The following is a 16,507-nucleotide window of genomic DNA, read 5'->3' as shown; positions in this document are numbered from 1 at the left end:
GACTTAGTTAGTGATTGAGCACTAACTTTCTCTTCATGGTCAGGATGAGTGCAGCGGAGAGGCGCGAGAGTGTCGTCCGCGCGGCGATCGCCGAGTTCTCGCAGAGGGGCTACTACGGCACCTCCACCGAGGCGATCGCCCGGCGCGTGGGTGTCTCGCAGCCGTACCTCTTCCGGCTCTTCCCGGGAAAGAAGGCGATCTTCGCCGCCGCCTCGCTCCGGTGCGTCGAGGACGTCTGTCGCGTCTTCGAGGAGGCGGCCGAGGGGCTGACGGGCGAGGAAGCCCTGCACGCCATGGCCAACGCGTATGTGCAACTGATCGAGGAGCACCCCGAGCGGCTCCTGATGCAGATGCAGACGTACATCACGGTCGCGGCCGCCGAGGCGGAGGGTGACCACGAGTTCGGCGAGGCCGTGCGGGCCGGCTGGATGAGGCTCTGGGAGACGGTGCACCTGCCGCTCGGCGCCGATCTGAACGAGACGACGACGTTCCTGGCGTACGGCATGCTCGTCAACACCCTTCAGGCGATGGGGTTCCCGCCCGAGCACCAGGTCTGGCAGGGGATGTACCCGTCGGCCCGGGCCACGGGGCGGCTGGAGAAGTAGAAGAAGGGTGCGGCGGTTCGGCGCCTTTTCATGGGCACGAAAGTTAGTCAGCAATAACTAATTAGTAGAGATGCAAGCATCCTCTGGGGGAGAGATGTCACAGCAGACCGCACAGGCCACAGGTCGCGGAGGAGCCGCCTGGGCCCTCGTGATCACCAGCGTCGCCGGATTCATGGCGGCCCTCGACAACCTCGTCGTCACCACCGCCCTGCCCTCCATCCGCGAGGACCTCGGGGGAGCGCTGGACGACCTGGAATGGACCGTGAGCGCCTACACGCTCACCTTCGCCGTCCTGCTGATGTTCGGCGCGGCACTCGGCGACCGCTTCGGCCGTCGCCGACTCTTCCTCGCCGGGCTCACCGTCTTCACCGGCGCCTCCGCCGCGGCGGCCCTGGCGCCCGGGATCGGCTCCCTGATCGCCGCCCGCGCGGTGCAGGGGGTCGGCGCGGCCGTGCTCATGCCGCTGACGCTGACCCTGCTCACCGCTGCCGTGCCCGCCGCCAGGCGCGGGATGGCGTACGGCATCTGGGGCGCCGTCAACGGACTCGCCGTCGCCTCCGGGCCCCTCATCGGCGGCAGCCTCACCGAACACATCTCCTGGCAGTGGATCTTCTGGCTGAACGTCCCGCTGGGCCTCGCCCTGCTGCCGCTGGCCCGGCTGCGCCTCGCCGAGTCCCACGGCACCGGTGCCCCGCTCGACATCCCCGGCACCCTGCTCGCCAGCGGCGGCCTCTTCGGGATCGTCTACGGCCTGGTGCGCGGGCCCGCCGACGGCTGGACCAGCCCGTTCGTCCTGATCGGCCTGTTCGCGGGCGCCGCGCTGCTGACCGGCTTCGTCCACCACGGCATCCGTAACGCGAACCCGATGCTGCCGATGCGGCTCTTCCGCTCCCGCGCCTTCTCCGGGATCAACGCCGCGAGTCTGCTGATGTTCCTCGGGATGTTCGGGTCGATCTTCCTGCTCAGCCAGTACCTCCAGGGGGTGCTCGGGTACTCGCCCACCGAGGCGGGGCTCAGGATGCTGCCCTGGACCGGCATGCCGATGCTCGTCGCGCCGATCGCCGGAATCCTCTCCGACCGCATCGGCGGCAGGCCCGTCGTCGCGACCGGCCTGTTCTTCCAGGCCGCCGGCCTCGGCTGGATGGCCTTCGTGGTCACCGTCGACGCGTCGTACGCCGTGCAGCTGCCCGGTCTGATCATGAGCGGCATCGGCATGGCGCTGTTCTTCGCCCCTGCCTCGAATCTGGTGATGTCCAGCGTTCGACCGCAGGAGCAGGGGGTCGCGTCCGGTGCGAACAACGCGTTGCGTGAGGTCGGTGGGGCGCTCGGCATCGCGATCATGTCGTCGATCTTCTCGGCGCAGGGCGGCTACGAGAGCGGGCAGGCGTTTGTGGACGGGCTGCGGCCGGCGCTGTTCACCGGGGCGGGTGTGGTGGCGCTGGCCGGTGTCGCGGCGCTGCTGATCCCGGGTCGGCGACGCACGGCCCAGGTCGTGACCGGAGCCGAGTCGGCGCCCGTTCTGGAGAGCGTCGGTCACTGAGCACGCGCGCGTACGGCCCCGCCACTGTCGGCGGGGCCGTACGCGCGCGTGGCGGGCTGGGGGTGGTGGCGGCGCGACTGCCCGCGGCTGGGCGTCGGTGGTGTCTCGTAGTCTTGGGCGGGTGCAGGAACTTCATGATGCGTCTCTCGCCCCGTTGACCACCTTTCGGCTGGGTGGGCCCGCGACCCGGCTGCTCACCGCCGCGACCGACGCCGAGGTGATCGACGCGGTGCGGGAGGCCGACGCCGCGGGGACGCCGTTGCTGGTCATCGGGGGTGGGTCGAACCTGGTGATCGGTGACAAGGGCTTCGCGGGGACCGCTCTGCGGATTGCCACGCGCGGGTTCGAGCTGGTCGGCACGCGTCTGGAACTCGCGGCCGGTGAGGTGTGGACGGACGCCGTGGCGCGGACCGTCGAGGCGGGGCTGGCCGGTGTCGAGTGTCTGGCCGGGATTCCCGGTTCGGCGGGTGCGACGCCGATCCAGAATGTGGGGGCGTACGGGCAGGAGGTGTCCTCCACGATCACCGAGGTGATCGCCTACGACCGCCGCACCGGCGAGACGGTCACTCTCACCAACGCCGAGTGCGCCTTCTCCTACCGCCACAGCCGCTTCAAGGCGGACCCCGAGCGGTACGTCGTCCTGCGCGTCCGCTTCGAGCTGGAGGACGCGGGCGGGCTGTCGGCGCCGCTCAAGTACGCCGAGACGGCCCGGGCGCTCGGCGTGGAGCCCGGCGACCGCGTGCCGCTCGCCGACGCCCGCGAGACCGTGCTGAAGCTGCGCGCGGGCAAGGGCATGGTGCTGGACCCCGAGGACCACGACACCTGGTCGGCCGGATCGTTCTTCACCAACCCGATCCTCACGAACGCCGACTTCGCCGTCTTCCACGCGCGCGTGAAGGAGCGCCTGGGCGAAGACGTCGAGCCGCCCGCCTACCCCGCGGGGGAGGGGCGCACCAAGACCTCCGCGGCCTGGCTGATCGACAAGGCGGGCTTCACCAAGGGCTACGGCACCGGTCCCGCCCGCATCTCCACCAAGCACACGCTCGCCCTCACCAACCGGGGAGAGGCGACCACGGAGGACCTGCTGGCGCTGGCCCGCGAGGTCGTCGCCGGGGTGCGTGAGGCCTTCGGTATCACCCTGGCCAACGAACCGGTGACGGTCGGGGTCGGCCTCTAGGCTCCAGGTCTTCCAGGCGCGTCAGGCTCCAGCTCTTCCAGGCGCGTCGAGCGGCTCTAGACCGGCTGTGCCAGCCAGTCGTCCACGCCTGCCAGCAGCTTGTCCTTCACGTCCTGCGGCGCCGCCGAGCCCCGTACCGACTGGCGGGCCAGTTCGGCGAGCTCCTCGTCGGTGAAGGCGTGGTGGCGGCGGGCGATGTCGTACTGGGCGGCCAGCCGGGAGCCGAAGAGGAGGGGGTCGTCGGCGCCGAGGGCCAGCGGGACGCCCGCCCCGAAGAGGGTGCGCAGGGGGACGTCCTCCGGCTTCTCGTAGACGCCCAGGGCCACGTTCGAGGCCGGGCACACCTCGCACGTCACGCCCCGCTCCGCCAGCCGCTTCATCAGGCGCGGGTCCTCCGCCGCCCGGACGCCGTGGCCGATGCGGTGTGCGTGCAGGTCGTCCAGGCAGTCGCGGACCGAGGACGGGCCGGTCAGCTCGCCGCCGTGCGGCGCAGACATCAGGCCGGCCTCCCGCGCGATCGCGAAGGCACGGTCGAAGTCCCTCGCCATGCCCCGGCGCTCGTCGTTGGAGAGCCCGAACCCGACCACGCCGCGGTCGGCGTAGCGGACGGCCAGACGGGCCAGCGTGCGGGCGTCCAGCGGGTGCTTCATACGGTTCGCGGCCACCAGGACCCGCATGCCGAGGCCCGTCTCGCGCGACGCCGTCTCCACGGCGTCCAGGATGATCTCCAGAGCGGGAATCAGACCACCCAGGCGTGGCGCGTACGACGTCGGGTCCACCTGGATCTCCAGCCAGCCCGAGCCGTCCCGCACGTCCTCCTCGGCAGCCTCTCTGACCAGGCGCTGGATGTCCTCCGGCGTCCGCAGGCACGACCGGGCGGCGTCGTACAGGCGCTGGAAGCGGAACCAGCCCCGCTCGTCCGTGGCCCGCAGCTTTGGCGGTTCCCCGCTCGTCAGCGCCTCCGTCAGCGCGTCGGGCAGGCGCACGCCGTGCTTGTCGGCCAGTTCCAGCACGGTGCCGGGCCGCATCGAACCGGTGAAGTGCAGGTGCAGATGGGCCTTCGGCAGGTCAGAGACATCACGTACACGCTCCATCCAAAGATCCTGCCGTACGTGGACGCCGTGCCGGTAGCTCTTTCCCCGAACGTGGTCTTGCTCGCACACAGCAACGGGGGTCACCTTCACCCACGAAAATCCGTAGGTGAAGGTGACCCCCGTACGTGACGTGGGCGTCAGTCCCTGGCCTCAGCCAGCAGCTTCTGGATCCGGCTCACGCCCTCGACGAGATCCTCGTCACCGAGCGCGTACGACAGCCGCAGGTAGCCCGGCGTGCCGAACGCCTCACCAGGGACGACCGCGACCTCGGCCTCCTCCAGGATCAGCGCGGCCAGCTCGACCGTGTCCGCCGGGCGCTTGCCCCGGATCTCCTTGCCGAGCAGCCCCTTCACCGAGGGGTAGGCGTAGAACGCGCCCTCGGGCTCCGGGCAGAGCACGCCGTCGATCTCGTTGAGCATCCGCACGATGGTCTTGCGGCGCCGGTCGAAGGCCTCACGCATCTTCGCGACGGCGTCGAGGTTGCCGGAGACGGCGGCCAGGGCGGCCACCTGGGCCACGTTGGAGACGTTCGACGTGGCGTGCGACTGGAGGTTCGTCGCGGCCTTGACGACGTCCTTGGGGCCGATGACCCAGCCCACGCGCCAGCCCGTCATCGCGTACGTCTTGGCGACACCGTTGACCACGATGGTCTTGTCGGCCAGCTCGGGCACGACGACCGGCAGGGAGTGGAACTCCGCGTCGCCGTACACCAGGTGCTCGTAGATCTCGTCGGTCAGGACCCACAGGCCCTTCTCGGCGGCCCAGCGGCCGATCTCCTCGATCTGCGCGCGCGTGTAGACCGCGCCGGTCGGGTTGGAGGGGGAGACGAAGAGCAGCACCTTGGTGTGCTCGGTGCGGGCCGCCTCCAGCTGCTCCACGGAGACGCGGTACCCGGTCGTCTCGTCGGCGACGACCTCGACCGGGACACCGCCGGCCAGGCGGATCGACTCCGGGTAGGTCGTCCAGTACGGCGCCGGGACGATGACCTCGTCGCCCGGGTCGAGGATCGCGGCGAAGGCCTCGTAGATGGCCTGCTTGCCGCCGTTGGTCACCAGGACCTGGGAGGCGTCGACCTCGTAGCCGGAGTCGCGCAGGGTCTTCGCGGCGATCGCGGCCTTCAGCTCGGGCAGGCCGCCGGCCGGGGTGTACCGGTGGTACTTGGGGTTCTTGCAGGCCTCGACGGCGGCGTCGACGATGTAGTCGGGCGTCGGGAAGTCGGGCTCACCCGCGCCGAAGCCGATCACCGGACGCCCGGCGGCCTTGAGGGCCTTCGCCTTGGCGTCCACGGCAAGGGTCGCGGACTCGGAGATCGCGCCGATGCGGGCGGAGACCCGGCGCTCGGTGGGAGGGGTTGCAGCGCTCATGGAGCCCATCGTTTCAGACCGGAAACTCCCCCGGCACGCGGGTTTCACAGACTGAACAGCACCGGACCAGGTCCTGAACAACTGTCCGGAAACCGGGCAGTGGCCTGGCGATCTTCGCCCTCCCGACCGGCGATCTTGCGTTCTCGGGGCCCGGCCGGCCACTTTCTGTTCGACGAGGCGCCCAGGAACACGTACACTCTCACCTCGTTGGCCTCCAACAGCCGTGCCACCACAGGTGCACACCGAGCACCCGGTCGGATGCGGTACGTTGGGGACACACAAAGGGTCGTAGCTCAATTGGTAGAGCACTGGTCTCCAAAACCAGCGGTTGGGGGTTCAAGTCCCTCCGGCCCTGCTACACACACCTTCGCCAGGATGTGTGCGCATGTACGTACAGCAATGCACCGCCGTGCGGCTCAGACCGGGCGCGGCACGGCCACGACCCGGGAACAGGTGAGGACGAATGGCGGACGCCGTGGGCTCCATCGATACGCCTGATGCCCAGGACGAGGCGCCCGAGTCCAAGAAGAAGGCTCGTAAGGGCGGCAAGCGCGCCAAGAAGGGCCCGCTGAAGCGCCTCGCGCTCTTCTATCGTCAGATCATCGCTGAACTGCGCAAGGTCGTCTGGCCGACGCGTAATCAGCTGACGACGTACACGACCGTTGTGATCGTCTTCGTCGTCATCATGATCGGCCTGGTGACCGTGATTGACTATGGACTCAGTCACGCCGCCAAGTACGTCTTCGGCTGAGCCGAGAGCGAAGGGCGCCGAGGTACCCGGCGCCCCTTTTCGCATGTTCCACCCCTATGTATCCAGGAAGAAGCAGCCATCGTGTCTGACCCGAACCTGAACGACGCCATCGAGCCCGACAAGGCGGTCGATGACGAGCTCGACATCGTCGAGGGCGCGGACGAGCAGGACGAGTTCGAGGCTGCCGAGGCCGAGGCGGGGGAGCCGGCCGAGGAGGCCGCCCTGCACGCCGTGGACGAGGACGAGGACGAGGTCACCGGCGAGGACGAGGTCACCGGCGAGGACGAGGTCACCGGCGAGGACGAGGTCACCGGCGAGGACGAGGTCACCGGCGAGGACGAGGTCGCCGAGGAGGAGGACGAGGAGTCCGAGCCCGTCGACCCCATCGAGGCCCTGCGCGAGGAACTGCGGACCCTGCCCGGCGAGTGGTACGTCATCCACACCTACGCCGGCTACGAGAACCGCGTGAAGACCAACCTCGAGCAGCGTGCCGTCTCGCTGAACGTCGAGGACTACATCTTCCAGGCCGAGGTGCCGCAGGAAGAGGTCGTCCAGATCAAGAACGGCGACCGCAAGACCATCCGCCAGAACAAGCTCCCTGGCTACGTCCTGGTGCGCATGGACCTGACGAACGAGTCCTGGGGCGTCGTCCGTAACACCCCCGGTGTCACCGGCTTCGTGGGCAACGCCTACGACCCGTACCCGCTGACGCTGGACGAGATCGTCAAGATGCTCGCTCCGGAGGCCGAGGAGAAGGCCGCCCGCGAGGCCGCCGAGGCCGAGGGCAAGCCGGCTCCGCAGCGCAAGGTCGAGGTCCAGGTGCTGGACTTCGAGGTGGGCGACTCGGTCACCGTCACCGACGGTCCGTTCGCCACGCTGCAGGCGACCATCAACGAGATCAACCCCGACTCGAAGAAGGTCAAGGGCCTGGTGGAGATCTTCGGCCGCGAGACGCCGGTCGAGCTGAGCTTCGACCAGATCCAGAAGAACTAGAGCTTCGTCGGCCGGTTCGCCCCGTGCGCGCCGGTGGGGGCTGGTCGCGCAGTTCCCCCGCGCCTCTGACGGGGCGTGCCGCACGCCATCTCCGTGCCAGGTCAGGTGGGCTCTTGCCCGTCTGACCTGCTCGGTTTTTGGCCGCGCATCCATACCCGTTATCGTTGTGCGGTATGCCTTCATCCGGGACGCGACCCGGGCGAGGGCAAACTCGATTCGAAAGGACCCGGAGAGCTATGCCTCCCAAGAAGAAGAAGGTCACGGGGCTCATCAAGCTCCAGATCCAGGCCGGTGCCGCCAACCCGGCTCCGCCGGTCGGCCCCGCGCTGGGTCAGCACGGCGTCAACATCATGGAGTTCTGCAAGGCCTACAACGCCGCGACCGAGTCGCAGCGCGGTTGGGTCATCCCGGTGGAGATCACGGTCTACGAGGACCGTTCCTTCACCTTCGTCACCAAGACGCCTCCGGCCGCCAAGATGATCCTCAAGGCCGCGGGCATCGAGAAGGGCTCCGGCGAGCCGCACAAGACCAAGGTCGCCAAGATCACCGAGGCGCAGGTCCGCGAGATCGCCACGACGAAGATGCCCGACCTCAACGCCAACGACCTGGACGCCGCCGCGAAGATCATCGCCGGTACCGCGCGTTCCATGGGCGTCACGGTCGAGGGCTGACCCCCACCTTCGTAGTAATGCGGCTTCGGCCGCGCGTGGCAGGGCCTGCTCGGCCCTTACCACGACTCCTTCAGAACACACAGGAGCAGTAGTGAGCAAGCGCAGCAAGTCTCTCCGCGCTGCGGACGCCAAGGTCGACCGGGACAAGCTCTACGCCCCGCTCGAGGCCGTCCGTCTCGCCAAGGAGACCTCCACGTCCAAGTTCGACGGCACCGTCGAGGTCGCCTTCCGTCTGGGTGTCGACCCGCGCAAGGCCGACCAGATGGTCCGTGGCACCGTGAACCTTCCGCACGGCACCGGTAAGACCGCCCGGGTCCTGGTCTTCGCGACCGGTGACCGTGCTGCGGCCGCGGAGGCCGCCGGCGCCGACATCGTCGGCTCCGACGAACTGATCGACGAGGTCTCGAAGGGCCGCCTGGACTTCGACGCCGTCGTCGCCACCCCGGACCTCATGGGCAAGGTCGGCCGCCTCGGCCGCGTGCTCGGTCCGCGTGGTCTGATGCCGAACCCGAAGACCGGCACCGTCACCCCCGACGTGGCCAAGGCCGTCACCGAAATCAAGGGCGGCAAGATCGAGTTCCGCGTCGACAAGCACTCGAACCTGCACTTCATCATCGGCAAGACGTCGTTCGACGACACCAAGCTGGTGGAGAACTACGGCGCGGCGCTGGAGGAGATCCTCCGTCTGAAGCCGTCCGCCGCCAAGGGTCGCTACATCAAGAAGGCCGCCGTCAGCACCACGATCGGCCCCGGCATTCCGGTCGACCCGAACCGCACCCGTAACCTCCTCGTCGAGGAGGACCCGGCCGCCGTCTGAGCCCCGCGCTCTCCCCGGTAGCCGCGTCCGGAACGCGTCACAGAAGGACGGGCCCCGCAACCTCTCGAGGTGCGGGGCCCGTCCCTTTCTTTGTGGCCCTTTCTTGGTGGGGCCTTGTGCGGCCTTTGGGCACGGTTGTCAGTGCCCTGGGTTAGCGTGCGGGCACAGCAATCGCTTAGGGGTGGGACGAGAAATGAAGAGCACGAGTGCGCGCCGCGTGGCCCTGACCATCGCGCTGGCGACCGCGCTGACGGGGGTCGCTGCCTGTACGTCCTCGGGGGGCTCGGACGCGGGCGGCAAGCAGGACGACGGCAAGGCGGCGGGCAGGGGCACGACCCGCGTCAGCCCGATAGCCGCCCTGCGCTCCGCCGAGCAGTCCACGGACAAGGCCGACTCCGCCAGGATCGAGGCCACGACCGTCATGGGCTCGATGATGTCCCTGAAGTCCGAGGGTGCCCTCGCCTGGAGCGACGGCCTCAACGGCACCCTCACCCTCACGTACACCGGCGGCACCGTGGCCGACACGATGCGCAAGCAGCTGGGCACCACATCGATGGAGGCCCGCTACCTGCCCGACGCCTACTACGCGAAGATGGGCGAGAAGTTCGCCGAGCAGGCGGGCGGCAAGCACTGGATCAGGTACGCGTACGACGACCTGGAGAAGCTCGCCGGCAGTTCCGGCGCGTACCTCAAGGACCAGATGCAGAACACCACGCCCAACCAGTCGGTGAAGCTGCTGCTTGCCTCCGGGGATGTGAAGAAGGCCGGCGAGGAGACGGTGCGCGGCGTGCACACCACGCACTACTCGGGCACGGTGGAGGTAGCGGACCTCGCCGCCAAGAACTCCAGCCTCAGCGCGAGCCAGCTCGCCGCGCTGAAGAAGCAGCTGGAACAGGCCGGCGTCACCACCGAGACCATCGACATCTGGGTCGACGACCAGGACCTGCTGGTCAAGAAGGTCGAGAAGGGGGAGACGGCGACCGGTGAGCTGACCCAGACCGCGTACTACAGCGACTACGGCGTGAAGGTCTCCGCGCAGGTGCCTCCGGCGGGTGACACGGAGGACTTCAGGGCGCTGCTGAGGAAGCAGGGCGGCACCACGTCCTGAAGTCGGCCCCGCCCCCTGGGCCTACCCCTGAACCTCACGGAAATCAGAGGACCGTTCGATTTGCCTGGGATACGCTCGCGGTTCCGGCTGTGTGTCAGCCGTGTGTTTCCTGGGGGGAATCGATGAAGACTGCCGTACGTGGTTCCGCGCGCCGTCGGGCGACGGGCGCCGGGCTCGCCGCCCTGCTGCTCGCCTCCGGCGCGACCGCTTGCGCCGGGGGCTCGGGGGAGTCGCCGGCCATGTCGCCCGTGGCGGCCGTCGCCAAGGCGGCGAAGAAGACGGAGGCGATCAGCTCACTGCGCTGGAAGATGACCGGCGTGACGCCGGAGGAGGGCCACGTCGAGGCTGAGGCGGCGATGCGCATGAAGCCCCCGGCCATGAGCATGAAGATCAGCATGCCCGACGACCCCGAGGTCAAGGGCACGGTGGAGATGCGCGTCATCGGCAAGGCGCTGTACATCGGTGGCTCCTCGGTCGCCGGCGAGATGGACGGCAAGAGCTGGATGAAGCTCGGCGTCTCCGAGCTGGGCGGCGCGGACAAGGGTCTGAACTCCGACTCCAAGGGCCTCGCCGAGGCCGACCGCAACCCGACCTCGGAGTCCGCCTTCCTCACCGGCGCCAAGGACGTCGAGAGGGTCGGCACCGAGACGATCGACGGGGTGAAGACCACGCACTACAAGGGCACCGCCACCCTCGACGACCTGCGCGACAGCTTCAAGGACGAGAGCAAGGCCACCCGCGAGCGGCGCGAGAAGAGCATGAAGCAGTACGAGGACATGGGCGTCGACAGCTTCGCCATGGACATGTGGGTCGACGGCGACGACCACACCAAGCGGTTCCGCATGCGCGGCGACGGGGACAAGGGCAAGCTCGACCTGACCCTCACCTTCGTCGACTACAACAAGCCGGTCACCATCACGGCACCGCCCGCGAAGGACACCATGGACCTGGCCGAGATGATGAAGGACCTCGACGAGGCCTGAGCCCCGTAGGAGCGGATTTGCTCGACGGGGATCCGTTCACGTACTCTCCTACAGAAGCCAAAGACCGCTGGTCGTTGCCGTTCTCTCGCAAGAGGGTTCGGTGGCCGAAGGATCCGCTGAACAGCGGACGACCCGCGCAGGTGTCAGTGGAAGTGCTCCCAGAGTCCGCCGCCGATGTGCGTGCGAACCCTGGTCGAGCAACGCCCCGTGCGCCTGCGCCGGGGCGTTTCGTTTTTATGCCGGCCCCTTCCGAGCGGTCCTCATCACCCGGAAGGAGGCCGACGCTCTATGGCAAGGCCCGACAAGGCTGCCGCGGTGGCCGAGCTGACGGAGCAGTTCCGCAGCTCGAACGCCGCCGTGCTGACCGAGTACCGGGGTCTCACCGTGGCGCAGCTCAAGAACCTGCGCCGTTCGCTCGGTGAGAACGCCCAGTACGCCGTGGTGAAGAACACGCTGACCAAGATTGCGGCCAACGAGGCCGGGATCACGACGCTCGACGACCTGTTCAACGGTCCGACGGCGGTCGCCTTCGTCACCGGTGACCCGGTGGAGTCGGCCAAGGGTCTTCGTGACTTCGCCAAGGACAACCCGAACCTCGTCATCAAGGGCGGTGTCCTTGACGGCAAGGCGCTGTCCGCCGACGAGATCAAGAAGCTTGCGGACCTCGAGTCCCGCGAGGTTCTGCTCTCCAAGCTGGCCGGTGCTCTGAAGGGCAAGCAGTCTCAGGCTGCCTCTGTCTTCCAGGCGCTGCCGTCGAAGCTCGTCCGCACCGTGGACGCGCTGCGCGCCAAGCAGGACGAGCAGGGCGGTGCCGAGTAACTCGGCTCGCGAAATGACCGCGGCCTGAGGCTGTGCGCCTCGGGGAGTGGTCGTAGCGGGCCGAACGTACGCCCGCCAGACATGTACATCCGGCACCAGCCGAATTAGTGGAAGGATCGCCCGACATGGCGACGAAGCTGTCCCAGGAAGAGCTGCTCGAGCAGTTCGAGAACCTCACCCTCATCGAGCTCTCCGAGTTCGTGAAGGCGTTCGAGGAGAAGTTCGACGTCACCGCCGCCGCTGCCGCGCCGGTCGTCGTCGCCGGTGGTGCCGCTGGTGGCGCCGCCGAGGCCGAGGAGGAGAAGGACGAGTTCGACGTCATCCTCACCGGTGCCGGCGACAAGAAGATCCAGGTCATCAAGGTCGTGCGCGAGCTGACCTCCCTGGGTCTGAAGGAGGCCAAGGACCTCGTGGACGGCGCCCCGAAGCCCGTTCTCGAGAAGGTCGCCAAGGACGCCGCCGAGAAGGCCGCCGAGTCCCTCAAGGGCGCCGGCGCCTCCGTCGAGGTCAAGTAAGACCTTCGCGAAGGCTGAAACAGTCCTCCTGGGGCTGTAACGCTCACGCACTGAAGAGCGATCATCCATCTGGGTGGTCGCTCTTCGGCGTTGTCGGGGGTCGGCCACGGTTACCTTGCCTCTCGGTTGCCGAGGGGTATGGTGATCTTCGTCGTGTCTCCGGGTGTCCCAGCGTTCGGGCAAGGGGCCTTGACGAACCGCACGCAGCGCGCAATTCTCAGGACGCGTCGTCACAACGATCCACGTTCCGAGGCATGGATCGACGACGAAGAGGGCAGTATCACCGTGCGTTGAGGGCAAGCAGACCGAGGGCGTTGAGAACAACGAGGGTCTCGAAAAACCCGCACTGGACATCAGTGTGCCAAGTGGCTACACTGACCCTTTGCGCTGCCTGTTAGCTGTCCCCTGCCCGTCACCAGGGGCATGCCCTCCCTTGAGCATCGACGACCGGAATTCCCTGACCTGGCCCTTTGGCCAGATACGGCAAGACCTGTCTCTGTGCCCAGGAGAGGGGCCGGTACGCGCGTAGTGAGTCCGAGCCCTCGGAAGGACCCCCTCTTGGCCGCCTCGCGCAACGCCTCGACCGCGAATACGAACAACGGCGCCAGCACCGCCCCGCTGCGCATTTCCTTTGCAAAGATCAAGGAGCCTCTCGAGGTTCCGAACCTGCTCGCGCTGCAGACCGAGAGCTTTGACTGGCTGCTCGGCAACACCGCTTGGCAGAGTCGGGTCGAGGAGGCTCTGGAGAACGGGCAGGACGTCCCCACCAAGTCCGGTCTGGAGGAGATCTTCGAGGAGATCTCCCCGATCGAGGACTTCTCCGGGTCGATGTCGCTGACCTTCCGTGACCACCGTTTCGAGCCGCCGAAGAACTCGATCGACGAGTGCAAGGAGCGCGACTTCACGTACGCCGCGCCGCTCTTCGTCACGGCCGAGTTCACCAACAACGAGACGGGCGAGATCAAGTCCCAGACCGTCTTCATGGGCGACTTCCCGCTCATGACGCACAAGGGCACCTTCGTCATCAACGGCACCGAGCGTGTCGTGGTGTCGCAGCTGGTTCGTTCGCCCGGTGTCTACTTCGACTCCAGCATCGACAAGACGTCCGACAAGGACATCTTCTCCGCCAAGGTCATCCCCTCCCGGGGTGCCTGGCTGGAGCTGGAGATCGACAAGCGCGACATGGTCGGTGTCCGCATCGACCGCAAGCGCAAGCAGTCCGTCACCGTCCTGCTCAAGGCGCTCGGCTGGACCACCGAGCAGATCCTCGAGGAGTTCGGCGAGTACGAGTCGATGCGCGCCACCCTGGAGAAGGACCACACCCAGGGCCAGGACGACGCGCTGCTCGACATCTACCGCAAGCTGCGCCCGGGCGAGCCCCCCACGCGTGAGGCCGCGCAGACGCTGCTCGAGAACCTCTACTTCAACCCGAAGCGCTACGACCTCGCCAAGGTCGGCCGTTACAAGGTCAACAAGAAGCTGGGTGCGGAGGCTCCGCTCGACGCGGGCGTCCTGACCGTCGAGGACGTCATCTCGACGATCAAGTACCTGGTGAAGCTGCACGCCGGTGAGATCGAGACGACCGCCGACAACGGTCAGACGATCGTCGTCGAGACCGACGACATCGACCACTTCGGCAACCGTCGTCTGCGCAGCGTCGGCGAGCTCATCCAGAACCAGGTCCGTACGGGTCTGGCGCGTATGGAGCGTGTCGTCCGCGAGCGCATGACGACTCAGGACGTCGAGGCGATCACGCCGCAGACCCTGATCAACATCCGGCCGGTCGTCGCCTCCATCAAGGAGTTCTTCGGCACCAGCCAGCTGTCGCAGTTCATGGACCAGAACAACCCGCTGTCGGGTCTCACCCACAAGCGCCGTCTGTCGGCTCTTGGCCCGGGTGGTCTGTCCCGTGAGCGGGCCGGCTTCGAGGTCCGTGACGTGCACCCGTCCCACTACGGACGCATGTGCCCGATCGAGACGCCCGAAGGCCCCAACATCGGTCTGATCGGTTCGCTCGCCTCCTACGGCCGCGTCAACGCGTTCGGTTTCGTGGAGACGCCGTACCGCCGGGTCACCGACGGTGTCGTCACCGACGAGGTCGACTACCTGACGGCCGACGAAGAGGACCGCTTCGTCATCGCGCAGGCCAACGCCACGCTCGACGACGACCTGCGCTTCACCGAGAACCGCGTCCTGGTCCGCCGTCGTGGCGGCGAGGTCGACTACGTTCCCGGTGACGACGTGGACTACATGGACGTCTCGCCGCGCCAGATGGTGTCGGTCGCGACCGCCATGATCCCGTTCCTCGAGCACGACGACGCCAACCGTGCCCTCATGGGCGCGAACATGATGCGTCAGGCCGTGCCGCTCATCAAGTCCGAGTCCCCGCTCGTCGGCACCGGCATGGAGTACCGCTCCGCCGTCGACGCCGGCGACGTGGTCAAGGCCGAGAAGGCGGGTGTGGTCCAGGAGGTCTCCGCGGACTACATCACCACCGCGAACGACGACGGCACGTACATCACGTACCGCCTGGCCAAGTTCTCCCGGTCCAACCAGGGCACCTCGGTCAACCAGAAGGTCATCGTCAACGAGGGCGACCGGATCATCGAGGGCCAGGTCCTCGCCGACGGTCCGGCCACCCAGAACGGCGAGATGGCGCTGGGCAAGAACCTGCTCGTGGCGTTCATGCCGTGGGAGGGTCACAACTACGAGGACGCGATCATCCTGTCGCAGCGCCTCGTGCAGGACGACGTCCTCTCCTCGATTCACATCGAGGAGCACGAGGTCGACGCCCGTGACACCAAGCTCGGCCCCGAGGAGATCACCCGGGACATCCCGAACGTCTCCGAGGAGGTCCTCGCCGACCTCGACGAGCGCGGCATCATCCGCATCGGTGCCGAGGTCATCGCCGGTGACATCCTCGTCGGCAAGGTCACGCCCAAGGGTGAGACCGAGCTGACGCCGGAGGAGCGCCTGCTGCGCGCGATCTTCGGCGAGAAGGCCCGTGAGGTCCGTGACACCTCGCTGAAGGTGCCGCACGGCGAGACCGGCAAGGTCATCGGTGTGCGTGTCTTCGACCGCGAGGAGGGCGACGAGCTTCCCCCCGGTGTGAACCAGCTGGTGCGCGTGTACGTGGCGCAGAAGCGCAAGATCACCGACGGTGACAAGCTCGCCGGCCGACACGGCAACAAGGGTGTCATTTCGAAGATCCTGCCGATCGAGGACATGCCGTTCCTGGAGGACGGTACCCCGGTCGACATCATCCTCAACCCGCTCGGTGTGCCGTCCCGAATGAACCCGGGACAGGTTCTGGAGATCCACCTCGGCTGGCTCGCCAGCCGCGGCTGGGACGTCTCCGGTCTCGCCGAAGACTGGGCCCAGCGTCTGCAGGTCATCGGCGCCGACTCCGTCGCCCCCGGCACCAACGTCGCGACCCCGGTCTTCGACGGTGCCCGTGAGGACGAGCTCGCCGGTCTGCTCCAGCACACCATCCCGAACCGCGACGGCGAGCGCATGGTGCAGCCGACCGGCAAGGCGAGGCTGTTCGACGGCCGCTCCGGTGAGCCGTTCCCGGACCCGATCTCCATCGGGTACATGTACATCCTCAAGCTCCACCACCTGGTCGACGACAAGCTGCACGCCCGTTCGACCGGTCCGTACTCGATGATCACCCAGCAGCCGCTGGGTGGTAAGGCCCAGTTCGGTGGCCAGCGGTTCGGCGAGATGGAGGTGTGGGCGCTGGAGGCGTACGGCGCCGCTTACGCCCTCCAGGAGCTGCTGACCATCAAGTCCGACGACGTCACCGGCCGCGTGAAGGTCTACGAGGCCATCGTCAAGGGCGAGAACATCCCCGAGCCCGGCATCCCCGAGTCCTTCAAGGTGCTCATCAAGGAGATGCAGTCCCTGTGCCTCAACGTGGAGGTGCTGTCCTCGGACGGCATGTCCATCGAGATGCGCGACACCGACGAGGACGTCTTCCGCGCAGCGGAGGAGCTTGGCATCGACCTGTCCCGGCGTGAGCCGAGCAGCGTCGAAGAGGTCTGACGGGAGTTCGGCCGGGCTCGACATGA

At 67.7% G+C, this 16,507-nt stretch carries 14 protein-coding genes and 1 tRNA gene; 13 read left to right on the top strand and 2 right to left on the bottom strand.

What is annotated here, in order from left to right:
• Positions 1-35 precede the first annotated feature (35 nt).
• The 3 genes from ACFYWX_RS27595 to ACFYWX_RS27585 all read left to right on the top strand — a co-directional run bounded on the left by ACFYWX_RS27595 (position 36) and on the right by ACFYWX_RS27585 (position 3,322).
• Entirely contained in the window at positions 36-605 is a 570-nt protein-coding gene (locus ACFYWX_RS27595) for a TetR/AcrR family transcriptional regulator (protein ID WP_389426802.1), read from the top strand.
• A 94-nt stretch (positions 606-699) separates the two neighbouring features.
• Positions 700-2,145, top strand: coding sequence for a DHA2 family efflux MFS transporter permease subunit (locus tag ACFYWX_RS27590; protein ID WP_389426801.1), 1,446 nt, complete (start codon positions 700-702; stop codon positions 2,143-2,145).
• Between the two features lie 121 nt (positions 2,146-2,266).
• Entirely contained in the window at positions 2,267-3,322 is a 1,056-nt protein-coding gene (locus tag ACFYWX_RS27585) for a UDP-N-acetylmuramate dehydrogenase (RefSeq protein WP_389426800.1), read from the top strand.
• 56 nt (positions 3,323-3,378) lie between these two features.
• Here ACFYWX_RS27585 and ACFYWX_RS27580 read toward each other — a convergent pair whose 3' ends face one another.
• Together ACFYWX_RS27580 and ACFYWX_RS27575 are read right to left on the bottom strand one after the other, a co-directional pair.
• Positions 3,379-4,416 (bottom strand): adenosine deaminase, encoded by a 1,038-nt coding sequence (locus ACFYWX_RS27580; RefSeq protein ID WP_389426799.1) that lies wholly within the window; start codon positions 4,414-4,416, stop codon positions 3,379-3,381.
• A gap of 137 nt (positions 4,417-4,553) precedes the next feature.
• Positions 4,554-5,780 (bottom strand): pyridoxal phosphate-dependent aminotransferase, encoded by a 1,227-nt coding sequence (locus ACFYWX_RS27575; RefSeq protein ID WP_389426798.1) that lies wholly within the window; start codon positions 5,778-5,780, stop codon positions 4,554-4,556.
• 282 nt (positions 5,781-6,062) lie between these two features.
• Between ACFYWX_RS27575 and ACFYWX_RS27570 the strand changes: the two genes are divergently transcribed.
• The 10 genes from ACFYWX_RS27570 to rpoB all read left to right on the top strand — a co-directional run bounded on the left by ACFYWX_RS27570 (position 6,063) and on the right by rpoB (position 16,481).
• Positions 6,063-6,135 (top strand) — tRNA-Trp (locus tag ACFYWX_RS27570).
• Positions 6,136-6,243: 108 nt separating this feature from the next.
• Complete coding sequence (gene secE / locus ACFYWX_RS27565) at positions 6,244-6,531, top strand: preprotein translocase subunit SecE (RefSeq protein ID WP_037680499.1); 288 nt, start codon at positions 6,244-6,246, stop codon at positions 6,529-6,531.
• A gap of 81 nt (positions 6,532-6,612) precedes the next feature.
• Positions 6,613-7,524 (top strand): transcription termination/antitermination protein NusG, encoded by a 912-nt coding sequence (gene nusG, locus ACFYWX_RS27560; protein WP_389426797.1) that lies wholly within the window; start codon positions 6,613-6,615, stop codon positions 7,522-7,524.
• Positions 7,525-7,760: 236 nt separating this feature from the next.
• A complete protein-coding gene (rplK, locus tag ACFYWX_RS27555; RefSeq protein ID WP_033528316.1) occupies positions 7,761-8,195 on the top strand; it encodes a 50S ribosomal protein L11 in 435 nt (144 codons plus the stop codon).
• A 91-nt stretch (positions 8,196-8,286) separates the two neighbouring features.
• Positions 8,287-9,012, top strand: coding sequence for a 50S ribosomal protein L1 (gene rplA / locus ACFYWX_RS27550; protein ID WP_389426796.1), 726 nt, complete (start codon positions 8,287-8,289; stop codon positions 9,010-9,012).
• Positions 9,013-9,205: 193 nt separating this feature from the next.
• Positions 9,206-10,120: a hypothetical protein gene (locus ACFYWX_RS27545; protein ID WP_389426795.1), complete on the top strand. Its 915-nt coding sequence runs from the start codon at positions 9,206-9,208 to the stop codon at positions 10,118-10,120.
• A gap of 122 nt (positions 10,121-10,242) precedes the next feature.
• Positions 10,243-11,103 carry a DUF1396 domain-containing protein gene (locus ACFYWX_RS27540; protein WP_389426794.1) on the top strand — a complete coding sequence of 287 codons (861 nt, stop codon included), beginning with the start codon at positions 10,243-10,245 and terminating at the stop codon, positions 11,101-11,103.
• 288 nt (positions 11,104-11,391) lie between these two features.
• Entirely contained in the window at positions 11,392-11,922 is a 531-nt protein-coding gene (gene rplJ / locus ACFYWX_RS27535) for a 50S ribosomal protein L10 (protein ID WP_389426793.1), read from the top strand.
• 125 nt (positions 11,923-12,047) lie between these two features.
• A complete protein-coding gene (gene rplL / locus ACFYWX_RS27530) occupies positions 12,048-12,437 on the top strand; it encodes a 50S ribosomal protein L7/L12 (RefSeq protein ID WP_389426792.1) in 390 nt (129 codons plus the stop codon).
• A gap of 558 nt (positions 12,438-12,995) precedes the next feature.
• Positions 12,996-16,481 carry a DNA-directed RNA polymerase subunit beta gene (rpoB, locus tag ACFYWX_RS27525; RefSeq protein WP_389426791.1) on the top strand — a complete coding sequence of 1,162 codons (3,486 nt, stop codon included), beginning with the start codon at positions 12,996-12,998 and terminating at the stop codon, positions 16,479-16,481.
• The last annotated feature ends 26 nt before the right edge of the window (positions 16,482-16,507 follow it).

Source organism: Streptomyces sp. NPDC002888 (assembly GCF_042888465.1).
In the GTDB taxonomy this organism is placed as follows: Bacteria; Actinomycetota; Actinomycetes; order Streptomycetales; family Streptomycetaceae; genus Streptomyces.
This window is presented reverse-complemented; position numbering and strand designations above follow the sequence as displayed.

What these genes read in the sequence shown, in the direction of transcription:
- ACFYWX_RS27595 (WP_389426802.1), top strand. Translation starts at nt 36, where the DNA reads ATGGTCAGGATGAGTGCAGCGGAGAGGCGCGAGAGTGTCGTCCGCGCG.
- ACFYWX_RS27590 (WP_389426801.1), top strand. Translation starts at nt 700, where the DNA reads ATGTCACAGCAGACCGCACAGGCCACAGGTCGCGGAGGAGCCGCCTGG.
- ACFYWX_RS27580 (WP_389426799.1), bottom strand. Translation starts at nt 4,416, where the DNA reads ATGGAGCGTGTACGTGATGTCTCTGACCTGCCGAAGGCCCATCTGCAC.
- ACFYWX_RS27575 (WP_389426798.1), bottom strand. Translation starts at nt 5,780, where the DNA reads ATGAGCGCTGCAACCCCTCCCACCGAGCGCCGGGTCTCCGCCCGCATC.
- secE (WP_037680499.1), top strand. Translation starts at nt 6,244, where the DNA reads ATGGCGGACGCCGTGGGCTCCATCGATACGCCTGATGCCCAGGACGAG.
- rplK (WP_033528316.1), top strand. Translation starts at nt 7,761, where the DNA reads ATGCCTCCCAAGAAGAAGAAGGTCACGGGGCTCATCAAGCTCCAGATC.
- ACFYWX_RS27545 (WP_389426795.1), top strand. Translation starts at nt 9,206, where the DNA reads ATGAAGAGCACGAGTGCGCGCCGCGTGGCCCTGACCATCGCGCTGGCG.
- ACFYWX_RS27540 (WP_389426794.1), top strand. Translation starts at nt 10,243, where the DNA reads ATGAAGACTGCCGTACGTGGTTCCGCGCGCCGTCGGGCGACGGGCGCC.
- rplJ (WP_389426793.1), top strand. Translation starts at nt 11,392, where the DNA reads ATGGCAAGGCCCGACAAGGCTGCCGCGGTGGCCGAGCTGACGGAGCAG.
- rplL (WP_389426792.1), top strand. Translation starts at nt 12,048, where the DNA reads ATGGCGACGAAGCTGTCCCAGGAAGAGCTGCTCGAGCAGTTCGAGAAC.